Source organism: Virgibacillus indicus (assembly GCF_002266285.1).
GTDB lineage: Bacteria > Bacillota > Bacilli > Bacillales > Amphibacillaceae > Virgibacillus_K > Virgibacillus_K indicus.
Window position 1 is genome coordinate 583,298 of record NZ_NPMS01000001.1, and the last position, 25,225, is coordinate 608,522.

Here is a 25,225-nt window from a genome sequence, read left to right on the forward strand (position 1 = left end):
ACCGCAGCAATGAGTATAAACGTAATTATAGCCGGACCAAGAGGTAAAATGGGGTCTGCAGCAATTAAAATGGTAAATAACGAAGAAAACTTAAATCTGGTGGCATGCCTTGACCGTAAAAACAATGGAAAACAATTAAAAGATATAAGTTCCCAGTCATCCTTGGATGTTCCTGTTTTTGAAAACGCTGAGGAATGTTTTCAACAGGTAAATGCTGATGTCCTAGTTGATCTAACCGTGCCGGAAGCAGGCTTCGAGCACACCAAAGCCGCATTAAACTATAATATCAGGCCGGTAGTCGGAACAACCGGGTTTTCAGAGGAACAAATAAAAGAACTTTCAATGATTGCAAAAAGGCAAGAGATCGGCTGCATTATTGCACCGAACTTTGCTGTTGGTGCTGTACTTATGATGCATTTTGCACAATTGGCTGCACATTATTTACCAGACGTCGAAATAATTGAGAAGCACCATGATAATAAATTAGATGCACCATCTGGTTCAGCAATTAAGACAGCTGAGCTGATAAAAGATGCAAGAGAGGCTAAAAGTCAGGGACATCCAAACGAAAGAGAACTGCTTCCTGGCGCAAGAGGAGCAGAAGTTGATGGTATGCACATTCATAGTGTGCGGCTTCCCGGCCTTGTGGCACATCAAGAAGTTATTTTTGGGGGCTCTGGGCAAACCTTGACAATTAAACACGATTCTTATAATCGGGATTCCTTTATGGACGGTGTTAAATTAGCAATAGAAAAAGTAATGAATTTAAATGAACTTATTTATGGTTTGGAAAACATTCTGGAGATCAACCAACCCGAAAATGATAAAGGGTTAGGTAAATGAAGAAAATTGGAATAACCTGTTATCCATCTGTAGGAGGTTCAGGTGTAATCGCAACAGAACTTGGTATGCTTTTAGCAGATCAAGGACATGAAATTCACTTTATTACTTCCAGTGTACCTTTTCGATTAAATAGAATTCATCCTAAAATTTATTATCATGAAGTGGAACTGAATCATTATCCTGTATTTCAATACCCACCATATGATTTGGCTCTTGCCTCAAGAATGGCAGAGGTAATTGACAGAGAAAAGCTTGATATTCTTCACGTGCATTATGCTGTTCCTCATGCAATTTGCGCAATACTAGCTAGAGATATCGCTGAACATGATGTGAAAATAGTAACCACCTTGCATGGTACAGATATCACTGTCCTGGGAATAGATAATACGTTTAAAAAGATGATTAAGTATGGAATTGAACAATCCGATGCAGTGACTGCAGTTTCACATAGTCTGATAAAACAAACGTTGGAGATGCTTCAGATAAATAAAGACATTGCCGTCATTTATAATTTTGTAAATGAAAAAGAATATTTTAAAGAAGAACTTCCATCAATTAAAGAACAATACGGTATAAAAAATGAAGAAAAAGTAATTATTCATATATCAAATTTTCGTAAAGTAAAACGAATTCAAGATGTTATTCACACATTTCATAAAATCCAGCGCCACTGCAAAAGTAAACTTTTGCTGATAGGGGATGGACCCGAATACTCAGCTGCCACGCAATTAGTAGCTGATCTGAATTTGGATGATAAAGTATTATTTTTGGGGAAACAGAAAAATATTAGCGATCTCTTATCCATTTCCGATTTAAAATTACTATTATCCGAAAAGGAAAGTTTTGGTCTAGTATTATTAGAAGCTATGTCCTGTGAGGTTCCATGTATCGGAACTAATGTTGGAGGCATTCCTGAAGTAATTATTCACGGAGAAACGGGATATCTGGTTGATTTAGGCGATTTAGACAGTGCGGCAGAGTACTCCATTCAATTATTAAACGACGAACAAAAACTGAAAGAACTCTCAGAGAATGCATATAACCATGCCAGGAAACACTTTCATTCAAATAATATAGTTAACCAGTATAATGAGCTATATGATAAAGTATTAAGTAATAATGAAAATTGGTGAAAACAATGCTGACAGAACCTTTTCTTGCTGCTAAAGAAATATTAGACAAGATTGAACAGAACAACCATCAGGCATTTTTCGTTGGTGGAAGTGTTCGTGATTTTTTACTTAATCGTTCAATAGGTGATATTGATATTGCTACTTCTGCAACACCCGGTCTGATCAAACAGATCTTTGATAAAGTAATCCCTGTTGGCATCGAACATGGCACTGTTATTGTGCGGCATAATAAGGAGTCCTATGAAGTTACAACATTTCGTATTGATGGTGATTATTCGGACAAAAGGCACCCTGATTCTGTCAAATTTATAGATAAAATAGAAAAGGATCTCGAAAGAAGAGATTTTACCATTAACGCATTGGCAATGGATAAGAATGGAACTGTTATTGACTTATTCGATGGAAAGAAAGATTTACAGCATAGTGTTATCCGTACTGTTGGGAATGGATTTGAAAGGTTTACAGAGGATCCATTGCGGATTATTCGTGCACTGCGTTTTTCGAGTCAATTGGGCTTTACAATCGATCCCGAAACAGTTGTTCAAATGAAAGAGATAAAGCAGGAAATCGATAACCTTGCCATTGAAAGAATTACCAATGAAATTACTAAATTATTTAAAGGCAGCTTTATTAATATTGGAATTGCTTATTTGAAACGTACGGAAGTATTCAAGCATCTTCCTGTATTGCGCGATCATCAGCATATTATTGAACATCTGCCAAAATCCTTAAAATCATTGTATTCTTTTGGAGAGGTAATCGCATTATTTAATCACATTGAACCATCGATTGATGCCGCATTTTGGGTAAAGGATTGGAAATGCTCCAATAGAACAAAACAAGAAGCCATCCAGTTAATCGAGGCATTACGCTATTTTTCAGCCAATGGACTTGATTCATTGCTTGTGTATAGATTGGACCCTGAATATTATCATGGATTCTTCAGACTCTCGGAAATTTTATATCCAAATAATTCCGCCCATATAGACGGGATTGAGCACCTTTATAAAAAGCTGCCGATTCTGGCAAAAAGTGATTTAGCAGTACGCGGCAATGACATTATTGATTTATTTCCAAATCTAAATAAGGGCCCCTGGCTTCAGGAAATCATCAGTAAACTTGAACATGAAGTTGTATTGGGAAATCTTAAAAATACAAAAAAAGATCTAAAGGAATGGATAAAATGGAATCCACCCGAAATAAATTAATTGACTTATTAGCGAATAATGGGGAGCAGTATATATCCGGACAATTATTATCAGAACGATTAGGTGTTTCTCGAAGTGCAATCTGGAAGCATATGAAAAAACTTGAAGAGGACGGCTATCGAATTGAAGCAAAATCAAATAAGGGATACCGCATTATAAGCTTTCCTGATAAATTGAGTGAAAATACCCTGCAATGGGGTTTACATACGAAATGGCTTGGAAAAAAAGTCATACATAAACAGTCAACTCCCTCCACACAAATAATTGCCCATCAGGCCGCACAAGAGAATGCAGATCATGGAACAATTATAATAGCTGACGAGCAGACGAATGGAAGAGGCAGAATGAGCCGCAGCTGGCACTCTGCAAAGGGGAAGGGAATATGGCTAAGCATTATTCTAAGACCGAGTATCCTGCCATACCTGGCACCACAGCTAACATTGTTAACAGCTACCGTACTGGCTGATGTTTTCAGCTCCTATACAAATACGGAACCATTGATCAAATGGCCAAATGATATTTTATTAGAAAATAAAAAAACTGCGGGAATATTAACGGAAATGCAGGCGGAACAGGATCAGATTCAATATGTTGTTATTGGCATGGGAATTAATGTAAATCAAGAAAATAAGGAACTTCCTGAGGATATAAAAGATAAAGCAACTTCATTGGCAATAAAAACTGGTAAACACTGGCCGATTAAGGAAATCATTCAGGAGATTTTAATCACATTTGAAAAGGCATATGATTCCTACATAGAAAATGGTTTCCCGGAGGTTAAGGAAAAATGGGAAAGCTATGGATTTAAAATGGGGGAGGTTATTTTCATAAAAACATTACGCGAACAATTTAAAGCGACCTTTTCAGGAATTGCGGATGATGGTGCATTACTTGTAAAAGAGAAGAATAAAACTCAAAAAAAACTGTATTCGGCAGAAATTGAGTGGTTCAAGAAAGGAGATTAAATTATGCTAAGCAGACTGGATTTGCAAAAAATGAAAGAAAATAAAGAAAAAATATCCATGTTAACCGCATATGATTACCCTTCAGCAAAAGCAGCAGAAAAATCAGGTGTCGATATGATACTTGTTGGAGACTCATTAGGGATGGTTGTACTTGGTTACTCCTCTACAGTTCAGGTAACAGTTGAGGACATGATCCACCACGCAAAGGCAGTTAGGCGAGGGGCACCAAATACATACACTGTTGTGGATATGCCATTTATGTCTTATCATATCTCCATTGAAGAGTCTTTAACTAATGCACGCGCTATCTTTCAAAAGACAGAAGCCCAGGCACTAAAAGTTGAAGGTGCTTCTAAGGAGGTTTTAGAGTTAATCAAACGGCTTACAGAAGCTGGGATTCCCGTGGTGGCCCATCTTGGTTTAACTCCACAATCGGTAAATGTATTGGGTGGATACAAAGTGCAAGGGAAAGATAAAGAAACTGCCAGAAAGCTGCTTGATGATTCAGTAAAAGTTGCTGAACATGGTGCGGTTTCCATAGTCTTGGAATGTGTTCCTAAAGAACTTGCCGAAATCATTACGAAAGAGGTAAATATTCCGACTATTGGGATTGGAGCCGGGGCAGATTGTGATGGCCAGGTATTGGTATATCACGATATATTAAAATATGGTGTGGACCGATTGCCTAAATTTGTTAAACCCTATACAGATTTTAATAAACACGGTGAAGAAGCGGTGAAATCCTATGTATCAGAAGTGAAAAATGGATCTTTCCCAACAGATGCCCAATCATTTTTAATGAAAGATAAAAGTTTATTACCTTAAAGAGGGATAATATGAAAGTTATTCGTTCGATTAATTCGATACAAAAGCAAATGACAGACCTGATAAAACAAGGAAAACAAATCGGTTTTGTACCCACAATGGGCTTTTTCCATGAAGGGCATATCAGTCTTATGCGACAGGCTAGAAATGATAATGATATTGTAATTACAAGTATTTTTGTTAATCCATTGCAGTTTGGGCCAAGTGAAGATTTTGAACAGTATCCGCGAAATGAAGAAAAGGATGCAAAAATTGCAGAGGAAATTGATGTTGATTATTTGTTCATGCCAGATGTTTCTGAGATGTATCCTGAAAAAATGTCTATTGATATATCTATTAATAATCGTGTCAATGTACTTTGCGGAAGATCACGTCCGGGACACTTTGATGGGGTTATAACTGTTCTGACCAAATTGTTTAACATCGTGAGACCTGACAAAGTATATTTTGGCATGAAAGATGCACAGCAGGTTGCTGTTGTAGATGCACTTATTACGAATCTGAATTTCCCTATAGAATTAATTGGTTTGCCAACAGTCAGAGAAGGGGATGGGCTGGCGAAAAGCAGCCGGAATGTGTACCTAAAAGACGGGGAACGTTCGGAAGCAATCTGGCTTTCAAAAGCTTTGATAAAAGGACAGGAATTAGTTGTTGACGGGGAGAAAAATCCTGATATTATTGTTAAAGAGGTAATTAATACGCTGAAACAACAAACGAATTCAAAGCTGGATTACGTTGAGTTATTAAGCTATCCCGAGCTGCAGCCCGTTTCTGTAATTAATGAGCAAGTAATATTGGCAGCGGCAGTTTATTTTGAACGAGCAAGGTTAATTGATAATCTGATTTTTGACAGCGAAGGCAGACTAAATAAGTAATAATTCAGGAGGAAGTTTTATGTTTCGCACTATGATGAAGGCAAAAATTCATCGGGCAATCGTTACGGAAGCAAATTTAAATTATGTTGGCAGTGTTACAATTGACGAGTCTATTCTGGAACAAGTTGATATTCTGCCACATGAGAAAGTTCAAATAGTAAACAATAATAATGGAGCTCGTCTGGAGACATATGTAATTCCTGGAGAAAGAGGTTCTGGAGTGATATGTCTGAATGGTGCTGCTGCAAGACTAGTACAAAAAGGGGACACTGTCATAATTGTTGCTTATGCCCTTATTTCAAATGATGAACTTTCAGATTTTAAACCAAAGGTTGCGATAATGAATGAACAGAATAAGGTTGAACAGCTTATTGAACAGGAACCTCCTCTAACTGAAATGTCGAACTAGGATATATAAAACTCTTATCAGTTATAGCGGATAAGGGTTTTTATTAAGGAAGTTCAAAAAGCCACTAAATTATAAGTGGAAACTTTTTGAAAACATTTATTAATAAAGCATGTAGCAGGAAAGAAAGTCAGGTGGAAATATGGATAAATTTGTGGTCATTGATCTGGAAACAACAGGACATTCCGCAGTTAAAGATGATAAAATTATTGAAATCGGTATCGTTGTCATTGAAGGGAATGCAATAACCGATAATTTCTCCACCTTGCTGAACCCGGAAAAGCCAATTCCGCCATTTATTTCCAATCTAACAGGAATTATGGATAAGGATGTCAAAGGCGCACCAACCTTTCAGGAAAAAGCAAATGAAATAATTGATATATTCCGTGATGGATACCTAATCGCACATAATGTTCCATTCGATTTAGGTTTTTTAAATACCGAACTGAGTAAAAATGGGTTTAAGCCATTATCTAATCCGGTTCTTGATACCGTAGAACTGTCACGGATACTTTATCCTAAATCCCCCAGTTTCAAATTAGGACAATTAGCCGAATTTCTGGAAATCAGTCATAACGACCCACACAGGGCATTGTCAGATGCATATGTCACTGCCAAATTATTTTTACTCCTAAAAGAGAAATTGGAAACTATGCCTTTTGAAACCATTGATCATTTATTGAAACTTGAAAAGATGTTCAAATCAGATCTTTATCAATTATTTAATGAGAGATATGAAGCGTTGGCATTTTCCACCAATGAACCTGAGCATATTACTTCTTATAGAGGACTGGCTTTTAAACATATTCCAGAACCCCAAGATATCCAAGAGGAAGCCGACCGTTCCTTTGGTGATTTTCTCGATGCTGTTTATGAGGAAAACGGGTCAATGAAGCAGCATATGAAGAATTATGAAAAAAGAAATGGGCAGCGGGAAATGTCTGAAACGATATATGATGCATTTCAATTACATAAACATTCACTAATCGAGGCTGAAACCGGTACAGGAAAATCACTAGCATATTTGCTGCCTGCTGTTTATGATGCAAAAAAGACGAAGCATCGAATTGTTATCAGTACACATACAACCCAATTACAGTCACAGCTTTTAGATGAAGAAATACCTTTAATCCAAAAACTGACACCTTTTCCCTTCAGGGCTGCATTATTAAAAGGGAAAAGCCATTACATCAGTCTTGAAAAGTTTGAGCGAACACTGAATTTCGAACAGACGGATAATTATGACATTGCTTTGACAAAGGCAATGATACTCGTTTGGCTGACTGAGACTGAAACCGGGGATATTGATGAAATTCACCTTCCTGCAAGTGGTTATCCATTTTATAAACGGGTTGCCACAGACAGTGAAGGTTATATTGATCCGTATTCTCCATGGTTTGCACATTCTTATTATCAAAAAGCGCGCAGGCGAGCACAAAAAGCCGATATTGTAATAACCAATCATGCATTATTATGTACAGATATGTTTAATGACTATCAGTTTCTGCCAGCGTATGACAAGGTTATTATTGATGAGGCACATCATTTGGAAGAGACTGCTTCAAGACATTATGGGTTAAAGCTGGATTATGTTAATATGCAGTTTATTCTCAATCAGATAGGAACTGCTGAGGAAACAAAGTCTCTTGGCAGAATTTTAGCTAAACATTCTTATGACAGCAAAGAATTACCTTTGGAAAAATGGGACGATATTTTTGCGAAGACAAAATATGAATTGGATGACTTATTTCATTTTTTATTTCAATATGTTGTAAACAGACAACGGAAAAATAAATCACTGAGTGATATTGGAAGAACACAATACAGGTTTGAAGCTGATAAAGAAGATCCTGACAGCTGGAATAGCCTATTAGAAATGGTGACAAGGCTTACGTTTTTCCTGCGTGACTTAATTCATATTCTGGCTATAATCGAACAGTACTTCGAAAAGAGTGAAGTTCTGGATAAATTTGATAAAGATGAATTTAAATTAAATACACAGCTCCTGCAATCATTTATTGACCGGATGGAACAATTATTCCTAACAGAGAATGAAATTGATCAAATCAAATGGATTGAAGCCGAAACATTGAGCGCTAGAAATGCGGTTTATCTATATAGTGAACCAACTGATATTTCTAATTTACTGGCAAACGATTTTTTTGAGAAAAAACAAAGTGTAATTTTAACAAGTGCTACGTTAACAATGAAAAATTCATTTACTTATATTCAGAAAAGGCTCGGTTTATCAGCTGACAGGCTGCTGACAAAGAAAATCAATTCTCCATTTTACTATGATGAGCAGCTTCAGCTGATGGTGCCGAATGATTTTCCGGATATTAAGCATGGAGATTTGGAACATTTTATTTATGCGACTTGTGAAGCAATCCTTTCACTGGCAGAAATTACGAGTGGCAGGATGCTGGTACTGTTTACTTCCTATGATATGCTCCGGAAATCGTACAGATTGCTTAAAGAAACAATGGACACAACAAAGTATGTACTGATTGCCCAAGGTATTTCCAGTGGAAGCAGGACCAGATTAAAGAAAAATTTTCAAACCTTTGAACAGGCAATTTTACTTGGAACAAGCTCTTTTTGGGAGGGTGTGGACATACCTGGAGATGATCTGTCATGCCTGATGATTGTACGTCTCCCGTTCCAGCCACCGGATCATCCAATTTACGAAGCCAAATCGAATTATTTAAAAGAAGAGGGGAAAAATGCATTTTTTGAGTTATCCCTGCCAAACGCAGTAATTCGTTTTAAACAAGGATTTGGAAGGCTGATCCGTTCAAGCAATGACCGCGGGATTGTCTTTGTTTGTGATGCGCGAATTATCAAAGCCCGCTATGGAAAATACTTTACCGAATCTATTCCCAGTGTTCCGATTACATTCGAGTCCACCCACCATATTATGGAAAAAGCAAAAGAGTGGTTCTAAAAAAGTTCTTTAGGCTGGAGACGGACTTAGCTGTTTATGTTAACTGCTTTCAATTTATTCTTTTTTATTTCAAAAAAGAAGGTTGTTCCACAAGGACTGACCAAGTGAGAACAACCAAATTGGTATGGGTCTGGAAAAATTTGTTGACATAAATAAAAATAAAACAAATTGCTTTTCATAATTGTTATACTGTATCTATGCTTTATCTTATTCACTATCAACGTTATAATTAATATTTGTTAGTATGACTTATACTATGACTAGCAAATATTGATAATACATGAAGCTTTTATACCGTTGGGGAAAAGATGGATATGACATCAGCGGTACGGCTTCAATATTTATCAGAGACATATAAAAAAGTCGATACATTGGAAGAGGATAATAATGAACAGGCAATTTTCACAATTTACAGAACCCAGATGGCTTACGATTAGTTTGCTTATACTTTTTATTTTGATACTTTTCTGCAGTATATATGGTGTAATTTTGTATAATGACCTCAAAGACAGCAAAACTGCAGGCTATGATGAAACAAAAAACCAAATTTTAAATAATACATCGATTACAGAAATTGAAAAAATTGAACAGTTCAATGGTGCTGAAGCATATCACGTTATTTTCGGAAAAAATGAAAATGGTGAAAGGAAGATAATTTTCTACCCATTAAAAGGTAATGAAAAGAATCTGACTACCATTGATCAGTCTGAAATCATCCCAAGCAAAGAAATACTTGGACAATGGAATGGACAGTGCCAGGATTGTGAGTTGGTTAAAATAGTACCGGCACTGATAGAGGACGAAGCTTTATGGGAACTTACTTATCATAATAGTGCAAATCAATATATTATCGACTATTTTTCCATTTATGATGGGTCACGTTTTGAACAATATCGATTTAACCGTACTTTTAAATAGAAGGGTGATTATACTGTGAAATTAGCAAATAGGGTAAAAACATTAACTCCGTCAGCTACATTGGCAATAACTGCAAAGGCAAAGGAATTAAAACAGCAGGGACATGACGTTATTGGCCTTGGTGCTGGAGAACCTGATTTCAATACACCGGAATTTATATTGGAAGCAGCCGAAAAGGCGATGCGTTCCGGAATGACAAAATATACACCTTCCGGGGGCATTTTAGAGCTGAAATCAGCTATTGCAGACAAGTTTAAACAAGATAATGGATTGGACTATACAAATAGCCAAATCATCGTGACTACGGGCGCAAAACACGCTTTATACACATTGTTTCAAGTACTGCTGAATGATGGTGATGAAGTTATTGTTCCGTCGCCATATTGGGTCAGCTATCCGGAACAGATCAAACTGGCTGGCGGTGAACCTGTTTTCGTAAAATCATTGGAAAAAAATGAATTTAAGATAACACCTGATGAACTGGCTGCTGCTATAAACAGTAAAACAAAAGCGGTAATCATCAATTCACCGAGTAACCCTACTGGGATGATGTATACGAAGGATGAGCTTGAAAAACTTGGTGAAGTCTGCCTAAAGCATAATATTTTAATCGTATCTGATGAAATTTATGAGAAACTGATTTATACAAATGATGAACATGTTTCAATCGCTTCATTATCAAAAGAATTAGAAGCACAAACTGTGGTGATAAATGGTGTATCCAAATCACATTCAATGACTGGATGGAGAATTGGCTATGCAGCAGGACCCGAAAGAATCATTAAAGCGATGACAAATCTTGCTTCACATTCGACTTCAAATCCAACTTCAATTGCACAGTATGCCGCACTGGCAGCATACGAGGGAGATGAAAATACAGTCAATAGAATGAAACGTGAATTTTCAGAAAGACTGGATAAATTTTATGGACTAATAAATGATATTCCGGGAATAACCTGCATTAAACCCAAAGGTGCATTTTATTTATTTCCAAATGTAGCAAAGGCCGCTGAAATGGGTGGTTTTTCAAGTGTTGATGAATGGGTCACCGCATTACTTGAAGAAGAGAAGGTTGCGCTTGTACCAGGTTCAGGTTTTGGTGCTGAGAAAAACGTACGTTTATCCTATGCTATATCAATCGATCTTTTAGAAGAAGCTGCAAAACGTATTAAACGTTTTGTATTAAACCATCAATCATAAGTTTACGGAGGTAATTACGTTGAAAACAACAATAGTACAAACACCGGTATATAAAGATCAAACAGTAACAATTGGGGCATGGCTTTCGAATAAGCGCTCCAGCGGAAAAATTGCATTTTTACAATTGCGTGATGGAACTGGCTTTATTCAAGGTGTTGTTGTAAAAAATGATGTAAGTGAAGAGACATTTCAGCTTGCAAAGAACATGACACAGGAATCTTCCATGTATATAACCGGGAAAATAGTGGAGGATACCAGATCTCCATTCGGTTTTGAAATGCAAGTCAGTGATATTGAACTGATCCATCAGGCATCTGATTACCCGATAACTCCAAAAGAACATGGAACCGAATTTTTGATGGATCACCGTCATTTATGGCTGCGTTCCAAAAAGCAGCATGCGGTAATGAAAATCCGCAATGAAATTATCCGTTCTACCTATCAATTCTTTAATGATAATGGCTATGTAAAAATTGATCCGCCAATATTAACTGGTTCATCTGCAGAAGGAACAACAGAATTATTTCATACAAAATATTTTGATGAAGAAGCATATTTGTCACAGAGCGGTCAGCTTTATATGGAAGCAGCAGCAATGGCTTTTGGAAAAGTATTTTCTTTCGGTCCAACATTTCGTGCTGAAAAATCAAAAACGCGCAGACATCTTATTGAATTCTGGATGATCGAACCGGAAATTGCTTTTGTAAATCATGAAGAAAGCCTAGAAATACAGGAACAATATGTAAGCTTTGTCGTGCAATCCGTCCTGGATAATTGCAAATTGGAATTAGATGTGCTGGAAAGGGATACAACTAAGCTGGAAAAAATTAAAGCTCCATTTCCAAGAATTTCTTATGATGAAGCTGTAGATCTTTTGAAGGAAAAAGGATTTGATGATATCGAGTGGGGGGAGGACTTCGGTGCGCCACACGAAACTGCAATTGCAGAAAGCTTCGATAAACCGGTATTTATTACAAATTATCCGGCAGAAATTAAAGCATTTTACATGAAACCTGTTCCTGGCAGACCGGAAGTTGTATTATGTGCTGACATGATTGCTCCAGAAGGTTATGGTGAAATAATCGGGGGATCCCAACGGATTGATGACCTGGAACTTATGGAAGAACGTTATGAACAGCATGGCCTGACTGGTCCTGCCTATAAATGGTATCTAGAACTGAGAAAGTTTGGAAGTGTACCACATTCAGGTTTTGGTCTAGGACTCGAACGTACAGTAGCATGGCTGAGCGGTGTTGACCATGTTAGGGAAACCATTCCATTCCCAAGGTTATTAAACCGTCTGTATCCATAAAAGCGTGTGTTCAAAAAGTTGCCGGATTAGAAGCAAGAAGGTTGAGGCGGCGAAGCTTTGAGTAACGGGCTTCCGCGTGTTGTGGTGACTTCTACGTTGCCAACAAATGGTCTTCGGTGGGGCGAACCTAATGCAGCCCCAGGACGTTGGCGGTTTTAGTAGAAGATCCCTTGCAGTTAATACGTGAGTAACGGAAAAGCAAGCATTCGTGCGAGATTCGCCGCTTATAATTTGGTAATTTTTGAACATCCTTTAAAAGTTAATTTTTTAAAATCCCTTGCTTTTTAGCCGGCAGGGGATTTTAAATTTACTATTGCAGCATTCGTTTCATGCTATAATATCAATGAGGTGCTTTTCTATGACAAATACATTTCCAATTCAAGAAATATTATTAAATCAAGTGCAAATCCCAAACAAATTACTTGCTTCATATACGGCACTGGGACTTAATGAAATAGAACTGGCAGTTATCTTGCAGCTGCACCGGTTTCTACATGACAAAAATGATTTTCCAACACCAAGTGAAATAGCAGGGCATTTAACTATTGATGAGAAAGAATGTGCAAATATTTTGCGCAGTCTCATTCAGAAGAATGTATTGGAAATTGAACAAAACGAAAATGATCAGCAGCGAAGAAGTGAAGCATATTGTTTAAATCCGTTATGGGAAAAGCTTTTTACCAAGGAAAATCATGAAGAGGAACAATCGGATGGAACAATCTTTATTTTATTTGAACAGGAATTTGGACGACCATTGTCTCCATTTGAAATCGAGACAATTAATGCCTGGCTGGATGAAGATAAAATTGCTCCAGAGCTGATCAAAGCAGGGCTTAGAGAATCCGTTTTAATGGGAAAATTAAATTTTAAATACATTGACCGAATCCTCCGTGACTGGAGGAAAAAAGGAATTCATTCTGTGGAACAGGCTCGGAACTCAAGCAGGAATTTCCATAATAATCAGGTACTTAAAAAAGAAAATCCTCAAAAAAGAGATACTTCATTTTATTATAATTGGTTAGAAGGGGAAGACTAGGATATGCTCACCATTGCTCAAATAAGGTATTGTTTAGATGAAATGAAAAGAATGTTTCCACATGCCCAATGTGAGTTGACTCATAATAACCCATTTGAATTAGTAATCGCTGTATTATTATCAGCACAATGTACAGATAACCTTGTTAATAAAGTCACCAAGGATTTGTTTGAAAAATATAAAACACCTTCTGATTATTTAGCAGTAAGTTTAGAAGAGCTTCAGTATGACATTAAGTCAATTGGTCTTTATCGAAACAAAGCAAAGCATATCCGCAAGCTTTGTCAGTCACTGCTCGATGATTATAATGGGGAAGTTCCACGCACAAAATCTGAATTAATTAAGCTGGCTGGTGTAGGGAGAAAGACAGCCAATGTTGTAGCATCCGTTGCTTTTAAAGAACCTGCAATTGCCGTAGATACTCATGTGGAACGTGTGTCGAAACGTTTGGCTATATGCCGATGGAAGGATTCTGTTACTGAGGTTGAAGAGACATTAATGAGAAAAGTTCCGATGGAGGAATGGAGTGATACCCACCATCTTATGATTTTCTTTGGCAGGTATCATTGCAAAGCCAGGAATCCGAATTGCCCGGAATGTCCATTGCTGGATATTTGCAGGGAAGGGAAGAAGCGATTGAAGAAGAATCCATCCGCTTTCAGCAAAACCGAAATTTAGAATAAGGTAATAAAAAAGAGGGAAGCCGCTCATTTGAGATGCTTCCCTCTTTTTTATTTATTCATTTTGACCATCTTCATTTTCATTATCACCAGTGCTTTCGCTTCCTTGATCGCCATCTCCCTGTCCTTCGTTTTCAGATTCATTATTTTCCTCTTCAGGTACTGTGACTTCAGTACTTTGTGCTTCTCCTCGGACACCTTGATTATTTCCATTTTGACCTATTGGTGTTACGCTTATGGTATAGGACTGCCCAGGAGCTGTATTACTAATCTCTATACCATTGGACTGAACTGTTTGTGTTTGCTCTCCGTTTACAGTAACTTCAAATGCTGCAGGAGGGCCATTGTAATTCCATGAAACATCAATAATGGATCTTGCCCCATCATACTGTGCACTTAGTCCATTGACAGGCGGGATGTTTCCTTCAGCCTCATCCTCATTTTCCTCATTATTTTCTTCTTCATCCTCATTATCACTATCAGGAACGGTAACCGTTGCAGTTTTTGGTTCACTTGTCATTGAGCCATTATTTGCAACAACTTGTATTTCATATTCTCCACCAGGCTCTACTTCGGAAACCTCAATTGATAATTCATCCGTTGATGAAAGTTCCTCCATTGAACCTCCGTCAACACTCATGCTGACATCAAATGTTATATCCTCATCTGAGTCATAATTCCATGTTGCCTCGATTGAATTGGAGTCTTCATTATATTCCGCACTTAAATCAGTAACAGGATCCAGTTCATCGTATTTTTCCGATGTGCTGGTTGGCTCCGTTCCTTTTACAAATAATTCCGTTACAATCTGGGATGATGGTGTATGTTCACTCGGTTTTGCAGCAGGATTTGATCCTTTTTCCACTTTAGCCTCAACTACTGAATCTGGTTTATTAAAGTCAGCAGTTTCCTTATCCTTGGATATTTCAGACAATGTATTACTGAATAACTCCTGAGGCACTGTTCTTCCAGACTCTGGTATGGAGCCTCTGCCGCCATCCTCATTTTGATAGCCGCCTACCCAAGAGGAAATGGTGTAATTAGTGGTATATCCTACAAACCAGTAATCAGGGACACCACCATCGTCCAGATTTGTTGTACCAGTTTTCCCGGCAATTGGCAATCCCGGTACATTTGCTGCTGAAGCAGAACCTTCTGTCACTACATCTTTTAGCATATCTGTAATCATATATGCCGTATAGTCCGACATTGCAGCTTCTGGCTCAGGCTTTAATTCAACTGTTCTGCCATCAGGGAACTCCACTTTTGTTACAGAATATGGTTCATTATAAATGCCTTCATTACCAAAGGCGCTATAGGAACCAGCCAGCTGCAATGGTGTTACTTCTGTACCTGTTCCGCCGATTGCATCACCAAGAGTTACAGTATCGTCTGCAAATTCATAGCCTAATCCATTGGCAAATTCTTTTGCCTTTTCAGTACCTGTTTCCTCCAGTACTTTAATTGTAGGGACATTCAATGATTGAACCAATGCTTGCCTTGCAGTTATCCACCCACTATATTTACGATTCCAGTTTCTGATCGGATTACCGTTAATTTCGTATGGTTTATCATCATTTATCTGGTGATAGGTTGACATTTTGTCATATTCTATCGCTGGTCCATAAGCAACAATCGGTTTAGCAGTAGAACCAGCCTGGGTGCTGCCATTTATCGCATAATTAAATTCATCATTACCTTTACTGTTTCTTCTTCCGCCAATCCCTTTAATTGCACCAGTTTTTGTATCAATCACGCTCATTGCTGCCTGCATTTCATCATCAGGGTAGGGGATAGGATTTTCTTCACTGTCAGTCAGCAGAAATTCTACCCGTTCCTGAACGTTTGTATCAAGTGTTGTATAGATTTTCAGTCCATCCGTGAAAATATCCGCTCCATCAACTTTCTTTTTGACTTCTTTTTGAACTTGCTGAATGAACCCTTCATATGGTGTTGAATCCTTCTTAGTTTCTGTCAGCAGGCTTGTGACTTCAACTGCTCTTGCTTCTTCCGCCTGCTCTTCGGTAATTTTATCATGTCTGACCATTAGTGACAGAACAGTGTTCATTCGCTGCTTTGTCAAATCAGGATTTTCAAATGGATTATAAGCTGTTGGACGTTGAGGCAATCCTGCTAAAATAGCTGCTTCCGGCAAAGTTAAATCGTCCAAATCCGATTTCCCAAAATAATTTTCTGCGGCTTGTGCCACCCCGTAAGCATTATTACCATAAAATATTTTATTTAAATACATTTCCAATATTTGTTCCTTTGAGTAGTCCTGTTCCAGTTTTAAAGCAAGCCATTGCTCTTGAACTTTAATTTTAAGTTCTTTTTCATGTGATAAAAATGCTTTCTCAACAACCTGCTGGGTAATTGTACTTGCACCTTCAGAGCCGAACCCATTTTTAATATTGGCTATAATTGCTCCACCGATTCTTCGTATATCAATTCCCGAATGCTCAAAAAATCGGGCATCCTCTGTTGCTGTAACTGCATCAACTAATACTTGCGGCAAATCATCAAATTCTACTTTTTTTCGCTTTTCAGAACCTAAAACAGCAAATTCTTCCTTATTTTGATCATATAGTATAGAAGAGAAGGGATCTGATAGCTTTGAAGCCTCTATATCAGGTGCTGTTACAATCCAATAAGTTCCTACAGCTCCCGCACCGATTGCCGTTACGGCAAATATAATTAATAATGTTAGGATAACTTTCTTCCATATCGGTTTTTTCTTTGATTTTTTTTGTTTTCTTCTTGCTGAACGAGATTGGCTGTTATCTGCCATAACTCCTTACCTCCATCTCTATTAGAAAACTTGGCTTATCGCCAAGCTTTAATGGCGAAAGCCTTAGTTGAACTTATACTGATTTCATTAAAAAGTTATACTTTTTATCAGTGAAAATAAAGCCTGTCTATAATTTTAATATAATTGACCCTTGCCTGATAGTGAAAGGGAATGATATGTCCTTCTTCTTTAATTTTCTCATAGGAAATAGATTTTCTTCCACCATTTAATTTGTCGTGCCAATGCGGAAAAAGTTTCTCCGCAGGTATAAAATAAGTTTCATCATATGCAGCAAAACGAATAATGATAAAACTTATTCCACCGTGCTTTACGATTTTCTCCATATGCCTGATTTGATGATCATGTATATTTGCTAATGGAAAAAGAGTTTTATTCTTTGTTTCCTTTGCCTCAAAATCGATATATCGATGACGATACAGCCCATTATAATCAGTTGTTGAAGCCTGCTTGAAATATCCTTCCGTGATCATCGCAGCACTTCTTCTCGGATAATTTACTTTCACTATTTGAACGGGTGTCGGCTTTTTATGAATAATTGCTATATCAGTTTCCAGGTAGTACGTGTTTGTTGTATTTATATCTTCTTCCAGTGACATTCCCCGATTGCTGAATATATTATTATTTGTTTTGACTGACTTATTCTGTTGGTTAATTTGCTTTTTTTGACCATTGGGGTAATTCATGAGCTTACCTCCTAACATACTACAGTATCATATCAGAAAAATGCTGAAATGGTAACTAAAATAGTATAATTTACCAGACTGCCACGGATAGTCAGCGTGTATCATAAAAAGACATGAAAGAAGAGACTTTCCAAATTATGATTTTCGGTCTGCCCGCTTTTCTAATTATATTATAAAAAGCAACCTAACACATAATATTGATAGTAGAATAGATAGAAGGGCCCAAAGCTGCTTATGCCACCAGAGAATACCCCAATCTTGTATAAAGATTCACATACTAACCGGACAAAGAGCTTTCAGAAAGACAATGCTGCTATCATTTATACCCTTTTTTCATTCAAAAAACACATAGGTATAATTCTTTCTTCAGGATAAGATTCGTTATGTGTAAAACTATTGGGGGGGTTATACAAAATCAGGCTGTCCCAAAACCAGATTTCGTGGTTTTGGAACAGCCTTTCTTAAGGTTTTGATTATGTTGATGGCCGATTTGGCCCATTTAATTTTTTATCACCGGTTTCCAATGATTTTGATTTGATTGTTTCTTTTTTCTTCTTGTTATCTTTTCTTTGCTTCATTCAGATACCTCCTTTTTCATTAGTGTGTCTAATTTCATTAAAAAGATGAGGAATTGCACTTGTTTTGTATCTTTACTTCTAGTTTTGTCGAACAGGAAGGATAGTTCCGATTCCTATCGAATATGCTTAATAAATCAAAAAGAATGAGGGTGAGGATAATGGCAGTTGCAGCAAAAAAGTTAGAGGTTTTCGATCAAGGTATGGATAAGAATGATTTAGAGGCAGCGCTTCAGCGGATATCCGACCAAATACGCCTGATAGATCAAAGCTTAACAGTTAAGGTCGATAATGAAGTATGGCAAAGCTTTAATAACCACCAGCAAGAGATCATGTATACCAAACTAATGATCAAAAATATGCCTATTATAACTAAAAATGATAAAATATAAGTTGAAACTATATTTTTTACGTTATAAAAGGCGGTAATAGAACATGGAATTAAAAAATCAGACAGAAAAGCTTAAACAGCACCTGAATTATTTGAAAGAAATATATGAACGGAACGAGCCTCCAAAAGACAGAAAGGATAAACAGTTTTTTCAAATGGTGAAAGAAGAGACCTTGCCAGTTTATGAATTACTGGAACAATGGGAGACTAATACATTAAAAGTGGTAAAAGAAAGAAAAGTAAATGTTCATCCACACCAGGTTACATCAACAAGGGAGAATATGGAACTGCTGCTTATGCACAGCTATTATATTGATGTAAGAAGGAAACGGTATATGGAATTGAATAATTCCATACACTACATTTTAGATCAGCTGCTCCGGGGATTATAGTGCAAACGCTTTACAAGCAAATAACATTGTCCTATAATATCTTTCCACGAACTTGAAGGGGAGTATTATTATGAAAATCGATAATTTAATTGAAGAAGCAATAAAAATAAGAGATAAAGCATATGTACCATATTCAGATTTTCCTGTAGGTGCTGCTCTTTTAACAAAGTCAGGAAAATTATATACCGGCTGTAATATTGAAAATGCAGCATATCCGGTAACATGCTGTGCAGAAAGGGTTGCCATTTTCAAGGCAGTTGCAGATGGGGAAAAAGAGTTTGTTGGGATGGCTGTCGCAGCAGATACAAATAGACCTGTTCCACCTTGTGGATCCTGTCGTCAGGTTATGAGCGAGTTTTTTAAAGGTGATCTGAAGATTCATCTCACAAATTTAAAAAGAGATGTAAAAACCATTACGATGGAAGAATTATTGCCCTTCTCTTTTCAGCAGGAAGATATGCTTGAAAAATAATTATTTTTATTTATAATCAAATATAAAGAAAGCTTAGGAGGCTGATTTTTCAGTTTCCTTTTTTAATGGTATAATAAATGGGAATACATGTATTAATTGGAGCAAAAAACAATATATTTAAATTTGAGATTGGTTTAACAATTAAAATCAGATATGTGATCATGACGAGGTGATTAAATGAGTCGAGTTCAACTAAGCGGCAAGGATATTCTTGAAAAAGATTTTAAAACTGCAATGCGGGGGTATAACCAAGAAGAAGTGGATGAGTTTCTGGATACAATTATCCAGGACTATGATGCATTAAATCAGGAAGTAGAAAGACTGCAGCAGGAAAACGAGCGACTAAGGAAAACGTCAGCTGAACAAACAAGAACAAGGTCTGCACAACCGAATCCTCAGGTTAATTATGATGTGCTGAAACGTTTATCGAATCTTGAAAAAGCAGTTTTCGGAAAAAAGTTTGCTGATTCTGAAAGCTGACATTCCTTGTAATTTTTTACAGGCAAGGTAATTTTTTCATTATATTGATGGTTTCATATATACGTGATATGATAGAAAGAGCAAATTCAATATGTTAAATACTCAGGTAATCGCTGCATGTAATAATGCAGAGGAAAGTCCATGCTCACACAAACTGAGATGTTTGTAGTGTTCGTGCTTGACGAAATCATAAGTCAAGGTAGCATTTAGTGCTAACGGCAGGGGAAATTCCTAAGTCAATTCTGATATGGAACACGATCCTTGAAAGTGCCACAGTGACGGAGCTGGAGTGGAAACACTTCAGGTGGAACGAGGTAAACCCCGCGAGTGAGCAACCCAAATAATGGTAGGGGCATCCTTTAGTAGGGAATTCAACCAAACGAGGGACAGGCATTTGCCTGTAGATAGATGATTACATCCGGTGTACGAGGCTGACCACCGTTTGAAGTACGATGGAACAGAACATGGCTTATCGAGTATTTAACGGTCTATATACTAAGAATTACAAACCTTATCGGGAAATGGCCTGATAAGGCTTTTTTGTTGCTTTGATAATATAGAGTCTATAGCTGAGTATATTTGACGGAAACAAGCGTACAGATGTTTTCCGGTGGGACGCGACGGTCACTGAGCAGTCTCAAAGGGGAGCCGCCACTTTCATCAACCAGATTTGTTAGTGGATATGTTTTCATTTTTAGGAACTGGATATGATAAACTAAAACTAATTTAATTATGTTAAAAATGTGAGGTAATAATATGAAAACTGTAACACTTATTGCTACAGCAGCTATGGGACTTGAATCGGTAGTAGCAACAGAGGTAAAACAACTAGGCTATGATGTAACAGTAGAAAATGGGAAAGTTATTTTTGAAGCTCCTATGTCAGCAATTCCCCGATGTAATCTATGGCTGCGTACAGCAGATCGCGTGAAATTACAGGTGGGAAAATTTAAAGCAACATCCTTTGATGAACTTTTTGAGTCAACTAAGGGATTGCCATGGGAGGAATTTATTGCAGAGGAAGGATTGTTTCCGGTAAGTGGAAAATCAGTGAATTCCAAGCTATTCAGTGTTCCCGATTGTCAGGCAATTGTTAAAAAGGCAATTACTGAACGATTGAAGCTTAAATATGGTTTAGCGTCAAAGATGCCAGAAACAGGTGCAGCATATAAGGTGGAAGTAGCTCTTTTAAAAGATACTGCCACACTTCTAATCGACACCTCTGGGGTCGGCTTGCATAAAAGGGGGTACCGTGTGGGTCAAGGGGATGCGCCTTTGAAAGAAACGATGGCAGCGGCATTGGTGATGCTGACAAACTGGAAACCTGAATACCAATTGATTGATCCTTTTTGTGGGTCAGGAACAATTGCAATTGAGGCTGCTTTAATCGGTCAAAATATAGCACCCGGTTTTAACAGGGAATTTGATTCAGAAAACTGGCCAATTATTAGAAATAAATATTGGGAAAACGCCTTCGAAGAGGTTGAAGATAAAGCAAATTATGATCAGAAGCTGGACATTACAGGGTCTGATATTGATCACAAGCTCATAAAAATTGCAAGTGACAATGCAACGGAAGCAGGACTTGGTGATCTTGTCAGTTGGAAGCAGATGCAGGTTCGTGACCTATTCATACGGAAAGATAATGGTTATATAATCGGCAACCCGCCATACGGGGAGAGATTAAGTGATAAAAAAGCCGTTGCTGAAATATATAATGATTTTGGTAACATTATGAAAGACCATCCTTCTTGGAGTGTGTATATTTTGACCGCATTTGATAATTTCGAAAAAGAATATGGAGAAAAAGCGACAAAAAAAAGAAAATTATTCAACGGTTTTATTCAAACTAACTATTATCAATACTTTGGCAAGCGTATAAAAGGGGAGTAGACATGGAAAACACTTATTTACTTGAAAAAGATTTTAAAGAATTATTAAAGGAACAAAACGCTTATCGTGAAGTGATTTCTCTAACCCATTGGGACATGCGAACGAAAATCCCGCATAAAGGAGTAGAACAGCGGTCAGAGGTCGTTGGCTTTCTTGCAGAAAAATTGCACCAACTGGAAACATCAGAGAAAATGAAGTATTTCATTGATGTATTAAAGGATAATACGGATGATGAAATTATCAAGAAAACCTTGGCAGAATGTGAAAAAAATTATGAACGAAACCGAAAAATTCCCCATGATGAATACAGGGAATATGTAATGCTTCAATCTAAATCAGAAGCCGTGTGGCAGGAAGCAAGACAAAAAGCTGATTTTGCTTTATTCCAGCCATATTTGGAGCAGCTTGTGGAGTATAATAAAAAATTTGCAAATTATTGGGGTTATGAAGTTAACATCTATGATGCACTTTTACATAATTATGAGCCGGGTGTTACAGTAAAAACGCTGGACAGAGTGTTTCCAGAATTAAGAAAATCATTAACTGATCTATTGGAATTTATTAATAATAGCAATGTCAAACCTGACTCTTCACTTTTGACAGCACATTTCCCAAAGGAGGACCAAAAGGCCTTTAGTGTAGAAATATTAAAGAAAATGGGATATGACTTTCTTTCCGGCAGACTCGATGAAACTATTCATCCATTTGCTATTGGTTTAAATCTCAATGATGTCCGTATAACAACCAGATACGATGAAGAAGATTTCCGAATGGCCGTATTTGGAACAATTCATGAGGGTGGACATGCTTTATATGAACAAAATTTAAACCCAAACCTTGTAAACACACCATTGGCTGAAGGAACCTCAATGGGAATCCATGAATCACAATCATTATTTTGGGAAAATTTCGTTGGGAGAAGTAAAGCGTTCTGGGAGTCAAACTATGATTTGTTTAAAGCATACGCTCCCGATCAGTTTAAAAATATTCCAGTTGAAGATTTTTACCAGGCAGTAAATATAGTAAAACCTTCTTTAATTCGTATTGAAGCTGATGAGCTTACATATCCGCTTCATATTATGGTTAGATATGAGCTTGAAAAGGCCTTGATTAATGGGGATGTCCCTGTTAAAGATCTGCCTCATTTATGGAATGAGAAAATGAATGATTATTTAGGAATTAAACCTTCTACTGACAGGGAAGGGGTGTTACAAGATATACACTGGGCAGGCGGTGATTTTGGCTACTTTCCTTCCTATGCACTCGGCTATATGTACGCAGCACAGCTAAATAATGCATTTTCTAAAAATAAAAATATTGAGAAAATTATTACACTTGGTGATTACGAACCAATCAGAAATTGGCTAAAGGAACACATTCACCAATATGGAAAAATGAAAAAGCCATTGGAAATAATTGAAGATGTAACAAACGAGCAATTAAACCCTGATCACCTTGTGAGATATTTAACCAATAAATACAAAGAAATTTACAAACTCTGATAAAATGCCACCCTTTTCCTTTCGAATGGATAAACTGTCATCTAGCGAAGCATAATAGTATTAAAAACAGTAAAAGGGTGGCAGCATGGCAATTATCGGTTCAGTTGGTGTCGGGATTCCTGAATTTAATCTAACACAGGATGAAGTAAAAGATTTAGTACAGGAAGTATTTCCATTTCCAGATGAAAAGCTAAGAAAATACCTTCCTGTATTTGATCATGCAAAAGTAAAAAATAGACAGTTTGTAGTTGATAAGGCATGGCTGAAACAAGAACACTCATTCAAAGAACGAAATGATCTATATCTTTCATTCGCACAGCAATTAATATGTGAAGCTGTTGATAATTGTTTAGATTCGAAAGACTTTTTAAATAGGAATATGCCATACGAAGCAATTGATATGATTATTTTTATCTCCAGTACAGGAATTGCCACACCATCAATGGATGTGCAGCTCCTTAATGCACGTTCCTTTAGAGAAGACGTCATTCGTATGCCGCTTTGGGGACTAGGCTGTGCAGGTGGTGCCATTGGATTATCAAGGGCATTTGACTGGCTTGCTGCACATCCTGATAAAACAGCTCTTATTGTTTGCTGTGAGTTATGCAGTTTAACCTTTCAAAAAAATGATCTTAAAAAAAGCAATCTGATCGGCAGCGCTCTTTTTGGAGATGGTGTCAGTGCAGTTCTGGCGTTTGGGGATAATTCTCCTTATCTGTCCAACCGAAAAAGAAATACACCTAAAATTGTAAATTACAGTTCTTTAACAAAAAAAGACAGTACAGCTGTAATGGGCTGGAATGTTTCTAATGATGGCCTGGAAGTGGTGTTTTCCAAAAGCATTCCAAGCCTTGTCAACTCCTTCTGGAAAGGGCATATTCAAAATTTCCTGAAACTATCAGACCTCGAGGAACAGGATGTTCACTCTTTTATTGCCCACCCTGGCGGTAAAAAAGTTTTGGAAGCAATGGAGCAGGCAGTACATAGTTCAGACCAAAAATTTTCAAGCTCCTATAAAATTCTTGGTGACCATGGGAACATGTCATCGGCGACAGTCTTTTATGTTCTCAAAGAAGCCATGAAGAATAAGAATGAGTCTAAATCAAAGAGTATTTTATCTGCTTTGGGACCGGGATTTAGTTCAGAGCTGTTATTATTGGAGTGGACTTAGGTAATGGATTCTATAATGTGGATTATACTTCTGTTCATTATCGCCCAGCGAGTAAATGAACTGGTTATTGCTAAAAGAAATGAAAGATGGATGAAAGCGCGCGGTGGAATTGAAACAGGGGAGAAGCATTATAAATGGTTTGTCGTTCTGCACTGCTTATTTTTCGCTGCTGTTATTTTCGAGGGTTTGGTTCGGGATACTCAGGAAACAGAATTAAACTTCTTTCTGTTATTCATTTTTATCATTACACAAGTAGCCAGAATATGGTGTATTACTTCACTAGGTAAATTCTGGAATACTAAAATTATTGTTTTGCCTGAGTTCCCTCTAATTAAAAAAGGGCCATATAAGTATGTAAAACATCCAAATTATATCATAGTAGGTATTGAACTTTTTATTATACCATTGCTATTTGGGGCATTTATCTCTGCTATTATATTTCCTGTTCTGCATATTCTATTACTGACAATACGAATTCCTAGTGAGGAAAGGATTTTACAGCGGTGAACCTT

At 37.2% G+C, this 25,225-nt stretch carries 24 protein-coding genes and 1 other RNA gene; 22 read left to right on the forward strand and 3 right to left on the reverse strand.

Annotation, left to right across the window (positions count from 1 at the left end; all coding sequences use genetic code 11):
- The first annotated feature begins 9 nt into the window (after nucleotides 1–9).
- The 13 genes from dapB to nth all read left to right on the forward strand — a co-directional run bounded on the left by dapB (nucleotide 10) and on the right by nth (nucleotide 14,343).
- On the forward strand, nucleotides 10–843 hold the full coding sequence (gene dapB, locus CIL03_RS03025) for a 4-hydroxy-tetrahydrodipicolinate reductase (RefSeq protein WP_094883726.1): 834 nt from the start codon (nucleotides 10–12) through the stop codon (nucleotides 841–843).
- Nucleotides 840–1,976 (forward strand): N-acetyl-alpha-D-glucosaminyl L-malate synthase BshA, encoded by a 1,137-nt coding sequence (bshA, locus tag CIL03_RS03030; protein ID WP_094883727.1) that lies wholly within the window; start codon nucleotides 840–842, stop codon nucleotides 1,974–1,976. Before dapB ends, bshA begins: the two co-directional genes overlap by 4 nt.
- Nucleotides 1,977–1,981: 5 nt before the next feature.
- Nucleotides 1,982–3,184: a CCA tRNA nucleotidyltransferase gene (locus CIL03_RS03035; RefSeq protein WP_094883728.1), complete on the forward strand. Its 1,203-nt coding sequence runs from the start codon at nucleotides 1,982–1,984 to the stop codon at nucleotides 3,182–3,184.
- The gene (locus CIL03_RS03040) at nucleotides 3,160–4,149 is read left to right on the forward strand and encodes a biotin--[acetyl-CoA-carboxylase] ligase (protein WP_094883729.1); all 990 of its coding nucleotides are present in this window, start codon (nucleotides 3,160–3,162) and stop codon (nucleotides 4,147–4,149) included. The genes CIL03_RS03035 and CIL03_RS03040 overlap by 25 nt, the downstream gene beginning before the upstream one ends.
- Before the next feature lie 3 nt (nucleotides 4,150–4,152).
- Nucleotides 4,153–4,974, forward strand: a complete 822-nt coding sequence (gene panB, locus CIL03_RS03045; RefSeq protein ID WP_094883730.1) for a 3-methyl-2-oxobutanoate hydroxymethyltransferase — start codon at nucleotides 4,153–4,155, stop codon at nucleotides 4,972–4,974.
- 11 nt (nucleotides 4,975–4,985) lie between these two features.
- Nucleotides 4,986–5,849 carry a pantoate--beta-alanine ligase gene (gene panC, locus CIL03_RS03050; protein WP_094883731.1) on the forward strand — a complete coding sequence of 288 codons (864 nt, stop codon included), beginning with the start codon at nucleotides 4,986–4,988 and terminating at the stop codon, nucleotides 5,847–5,849.
- A 19-nt stretch (nucleotides 5,850–5,868) separates the two neighbouring features.
- Complete coding sequence (panD, locus tag CIL03_RS03055) at nucleotides 5,869–6,258, forward strand: aspartate 1-decarboxylase (protein ID WP_094883732.1); 390 nt, start codon at nucleotides 5,869–5,871, stop codon at nucleotides 6,256–6,258.
- Nucleotides 6,259–6,397: 139 nt separating this feature from the next.
- Nucleotides 6,398–9,199: an ATP-dependent DNA helicase DinG gene (dinG, locus tag CIL03_RS03060; protein WP_094883733.1), complete on the forward strand. Its 2,802-nt coding sequence runs from the start codon at nucleotides 6,398–6,400 to the stop codon at nucleotides 9,197–9,199.
- Between the two features lie 387 nt (nucleotides 9,200–9,586).
- Nucleotides 9,587–10,117 carry a cell wall elongation regulator TseB-like domain-containing protein gene (locus CIL03_RS03065; protein ID WP_094883734.1) on the forward strand — a complete coding sequence of 177 codons (531 nt, stop codon included), beginning with the start codon at nucleotides 9,587–9,589 and terminating at the stop codon, nucleotides 10,115–10,117.
- Between the two features lie 15 nt (nucleotides 10,118–10,132).
- A complete protein-coding gene (locus CIL03_RS03070) occupies nucleotides 10,133–11,317 on the forward strand; it encodes a pyridoxal phosphate-dependent aminotransferase (RefSeq protein WP_094883735.1) in 1,185 nt (394 codons plus the stop codon).
- Between the two features lie 19 nt (nucleotides 11,318–11,336).
- Complete coding sequence (gene asnS / locus CIL03_RS03075; protein ID WP_094883736.1) at nucleotides 11,337–12,629, forward strand: asparagine--tRNA ligase; 1,293 nt, start codon at nucleotides 11,337–11,339, stop codon at nucleotides 12,627–12,629.
- A 358-nt stretch (nucleotides 12,630–12,987) separates the two neighbouring features.
- Nucleotides 12,988–13,665 carry a DnaD domain-containing protein gene (locus CIL03_RS03080; RefSeq protein WP_094883737.1) on the forward strand — a complete coding sequence of 226 codons (678 nt, stop codon included), beginning with the start codon at nucleotides 12,988–12,990 and terminating at the stop codon, nucleotides 13,663–13,665.
- Nucleotides 13,666–13,668: 3 nt separating this feature from the next.
- The gene (nth, locus tag CIL03_RS03085) at nucleotides 13,669–14,343 is read left to right on the forward strand and encodes an endonuclease III (RefSeq protein ID WP_094883738.1); all 675 of its coding nucleotides are present in this window, start codon (nucleotides 13,669–13,671) and stop codon (nucleotides 14,341–14,343) included.
- Nucleotides 14,344–14,400: 57 nt separating this feature from the next.
- Here the strand turns inward: nth and CIL03_RS03090 are convergent, their stop codons facing one another.
- The 3 genes from CIL03_RS03090 to CIL03_RS03100 form a co-directional block, all read right to left on the reverse strand.
- The gene (locus CIL03_RS03090; protein ID WP_094883739.1) at nucleotides 14,401–17,133 is read right to left on the reverse strand and encodes a penicillin-binding protein 1A; all 2,733 of its coding nucleotides are present in this window, start codon (nucleotides 17,131–17,133) and stop codon (nucleotides 14,401–14,403) included.
- Between the two features lie 107 nt (nucleotides 17,134–17,240).
- Complete coding sequence (recU, locus tag CIL03_RS03095; protein WP_094883740.1) at nucleotides 17,241–17,837, reverse strand: Holliday junction resolvase RecU; 597 nt, start codon at nucleotides 17,835–17,837, stop codon at nucleotides 17,241–17,243.
- 473 nt (nucleotides 17,838–18,310) lie between these two features.
- Nucleotides 18,311–18,415 (reverse strand): spore protein, encoded by a 105-nt coding sequence (locus CIL03_RS03100; RefSeq protein ID WP_094883741.1) that lies wholly within the window; start codon nucleotides 18,413–18,415, stop codon nucleotides 18,311–18,313.
- A gap of 158 nt (nucleotides 18,416–18,573) precedes the next feature.
- On the opposite strand from CIL03_RS03100, the gene CIL03_RS03105 reads away from it, so the two are divergent.
- The 9 genes from CIL03_RS03105 (at nucleotide 18,574) to CIL03_RS03145 (ending at nucleotide 25,220) form a co-directional block, all read left to right on the forward strand.
- Complete coding sequence (locus CIL03_RS03105; protein WP_094883742.1) at nucleotides 18,574–18,804, forward strand: hypothetical protein; 231 nt, start codon at nucleotides 18,574–18,576, stop codon at nucleotides 18,802–18,804.
- Nucleotides 18,805–18,847: 43 nt separating this feature from the next.
- Nucleotides 18,848–19,195: a DUF1798 family protein gene (locus CIL03_RS03110; RefSeq protein ID WP_094883743.1), complete on the forward strand. Its 348-nt coding sequence runs from the start codon at nucleotides 18,848–18,850 to the stop codon at nucleotides 19,193–19,195.
- Nucleotides 19,196–19,265: 70 nt separating this feature from the next.
- A complete protein-coding gene (locus tag CIL03_RS03115; protein ID WP_094883744.1) occupies nucleotides 19,266–19,667 on the forward strand; it encodes a cytidine deaminase in 402 nt (133 codons plus the stop codon).
- Between the two features lie 177 nt (nucleotides 19,668–19,844).
- Nucleotides 19,845–20,147, forward strand: coding sequence for a cell division regulator GpsB (gene gpsB / locus CIL03_RS03120; protein WP_094883745.1), 303 nt, complete (start codon nucleotides 19,845–19,847; stop codon nucleotides 20,145–20,147).
- 98 nt (nucleotides 20,148–20,245) lie between these two features.
- Nucleotides 20,246–20,624, forward strand: an RNA gene (gene rnpB / locus CIL03_RS03125) — RNase P RNA component class B.
- Nucleotides 20,625–20,903: 279 nt separating this feature from the next.
- Nucleotides 20,904–22,040, forward strand: coding sequence for a THUMP domain-containing class I SAM-dependent RNA methyltransferase (locus CIL03_RS03130; RefSeq protein WP_094883746.1), 1,137 nt, complete (start codon nucleotides 20,904–20,906; stop codon nucleotides 22,038–22,040).
- A gap of 2 nt (nucleotides 22,041–22,042) precedes the next feature.
- Nucleotides 22,043–23,542: a carboxypeptidase M32 gene (locus CIL03_RS03135; RefSeq protein ID WP_094883747.1), complete on the forward strand. Its 1,500-nt coding sequence runs from the start codon at nucleotides 22,043–22,045 to the stop codon at nucleotides 23,540–23,542.
- Between the two features lie 85 nt (nucleotides 23,543–23,627).
- Nucleotides 23,628–24,713: a type III polyketide synthase gene (locus CIL03_RS03140; RefSeq protein WP_094883748.1), complete on the forward strand. Its 1,086-nt coding sequence runs from the start codon at nucleotides 23,628–23,630 to the stop codon at nucleotides 24,711–24,713.
- Between the two features lie 3 nt (nucleotides 24,714–24,716).
- Nucleotides 24,717–25,220: an isoprenylcysteine carboxyl methyltransferase family protein gene (locus tag CIL03_RS03145; protein ID WP_094883749.1), complete on the forward strand. Its 504-nt coding sequence runs from the start codon at nucleotides 24,717–24,719 to the stop codon at nucleotides 25,218–25,220.
- Nucleotides 25,221–25,225 lie beyond the last annotated feature (5 nt).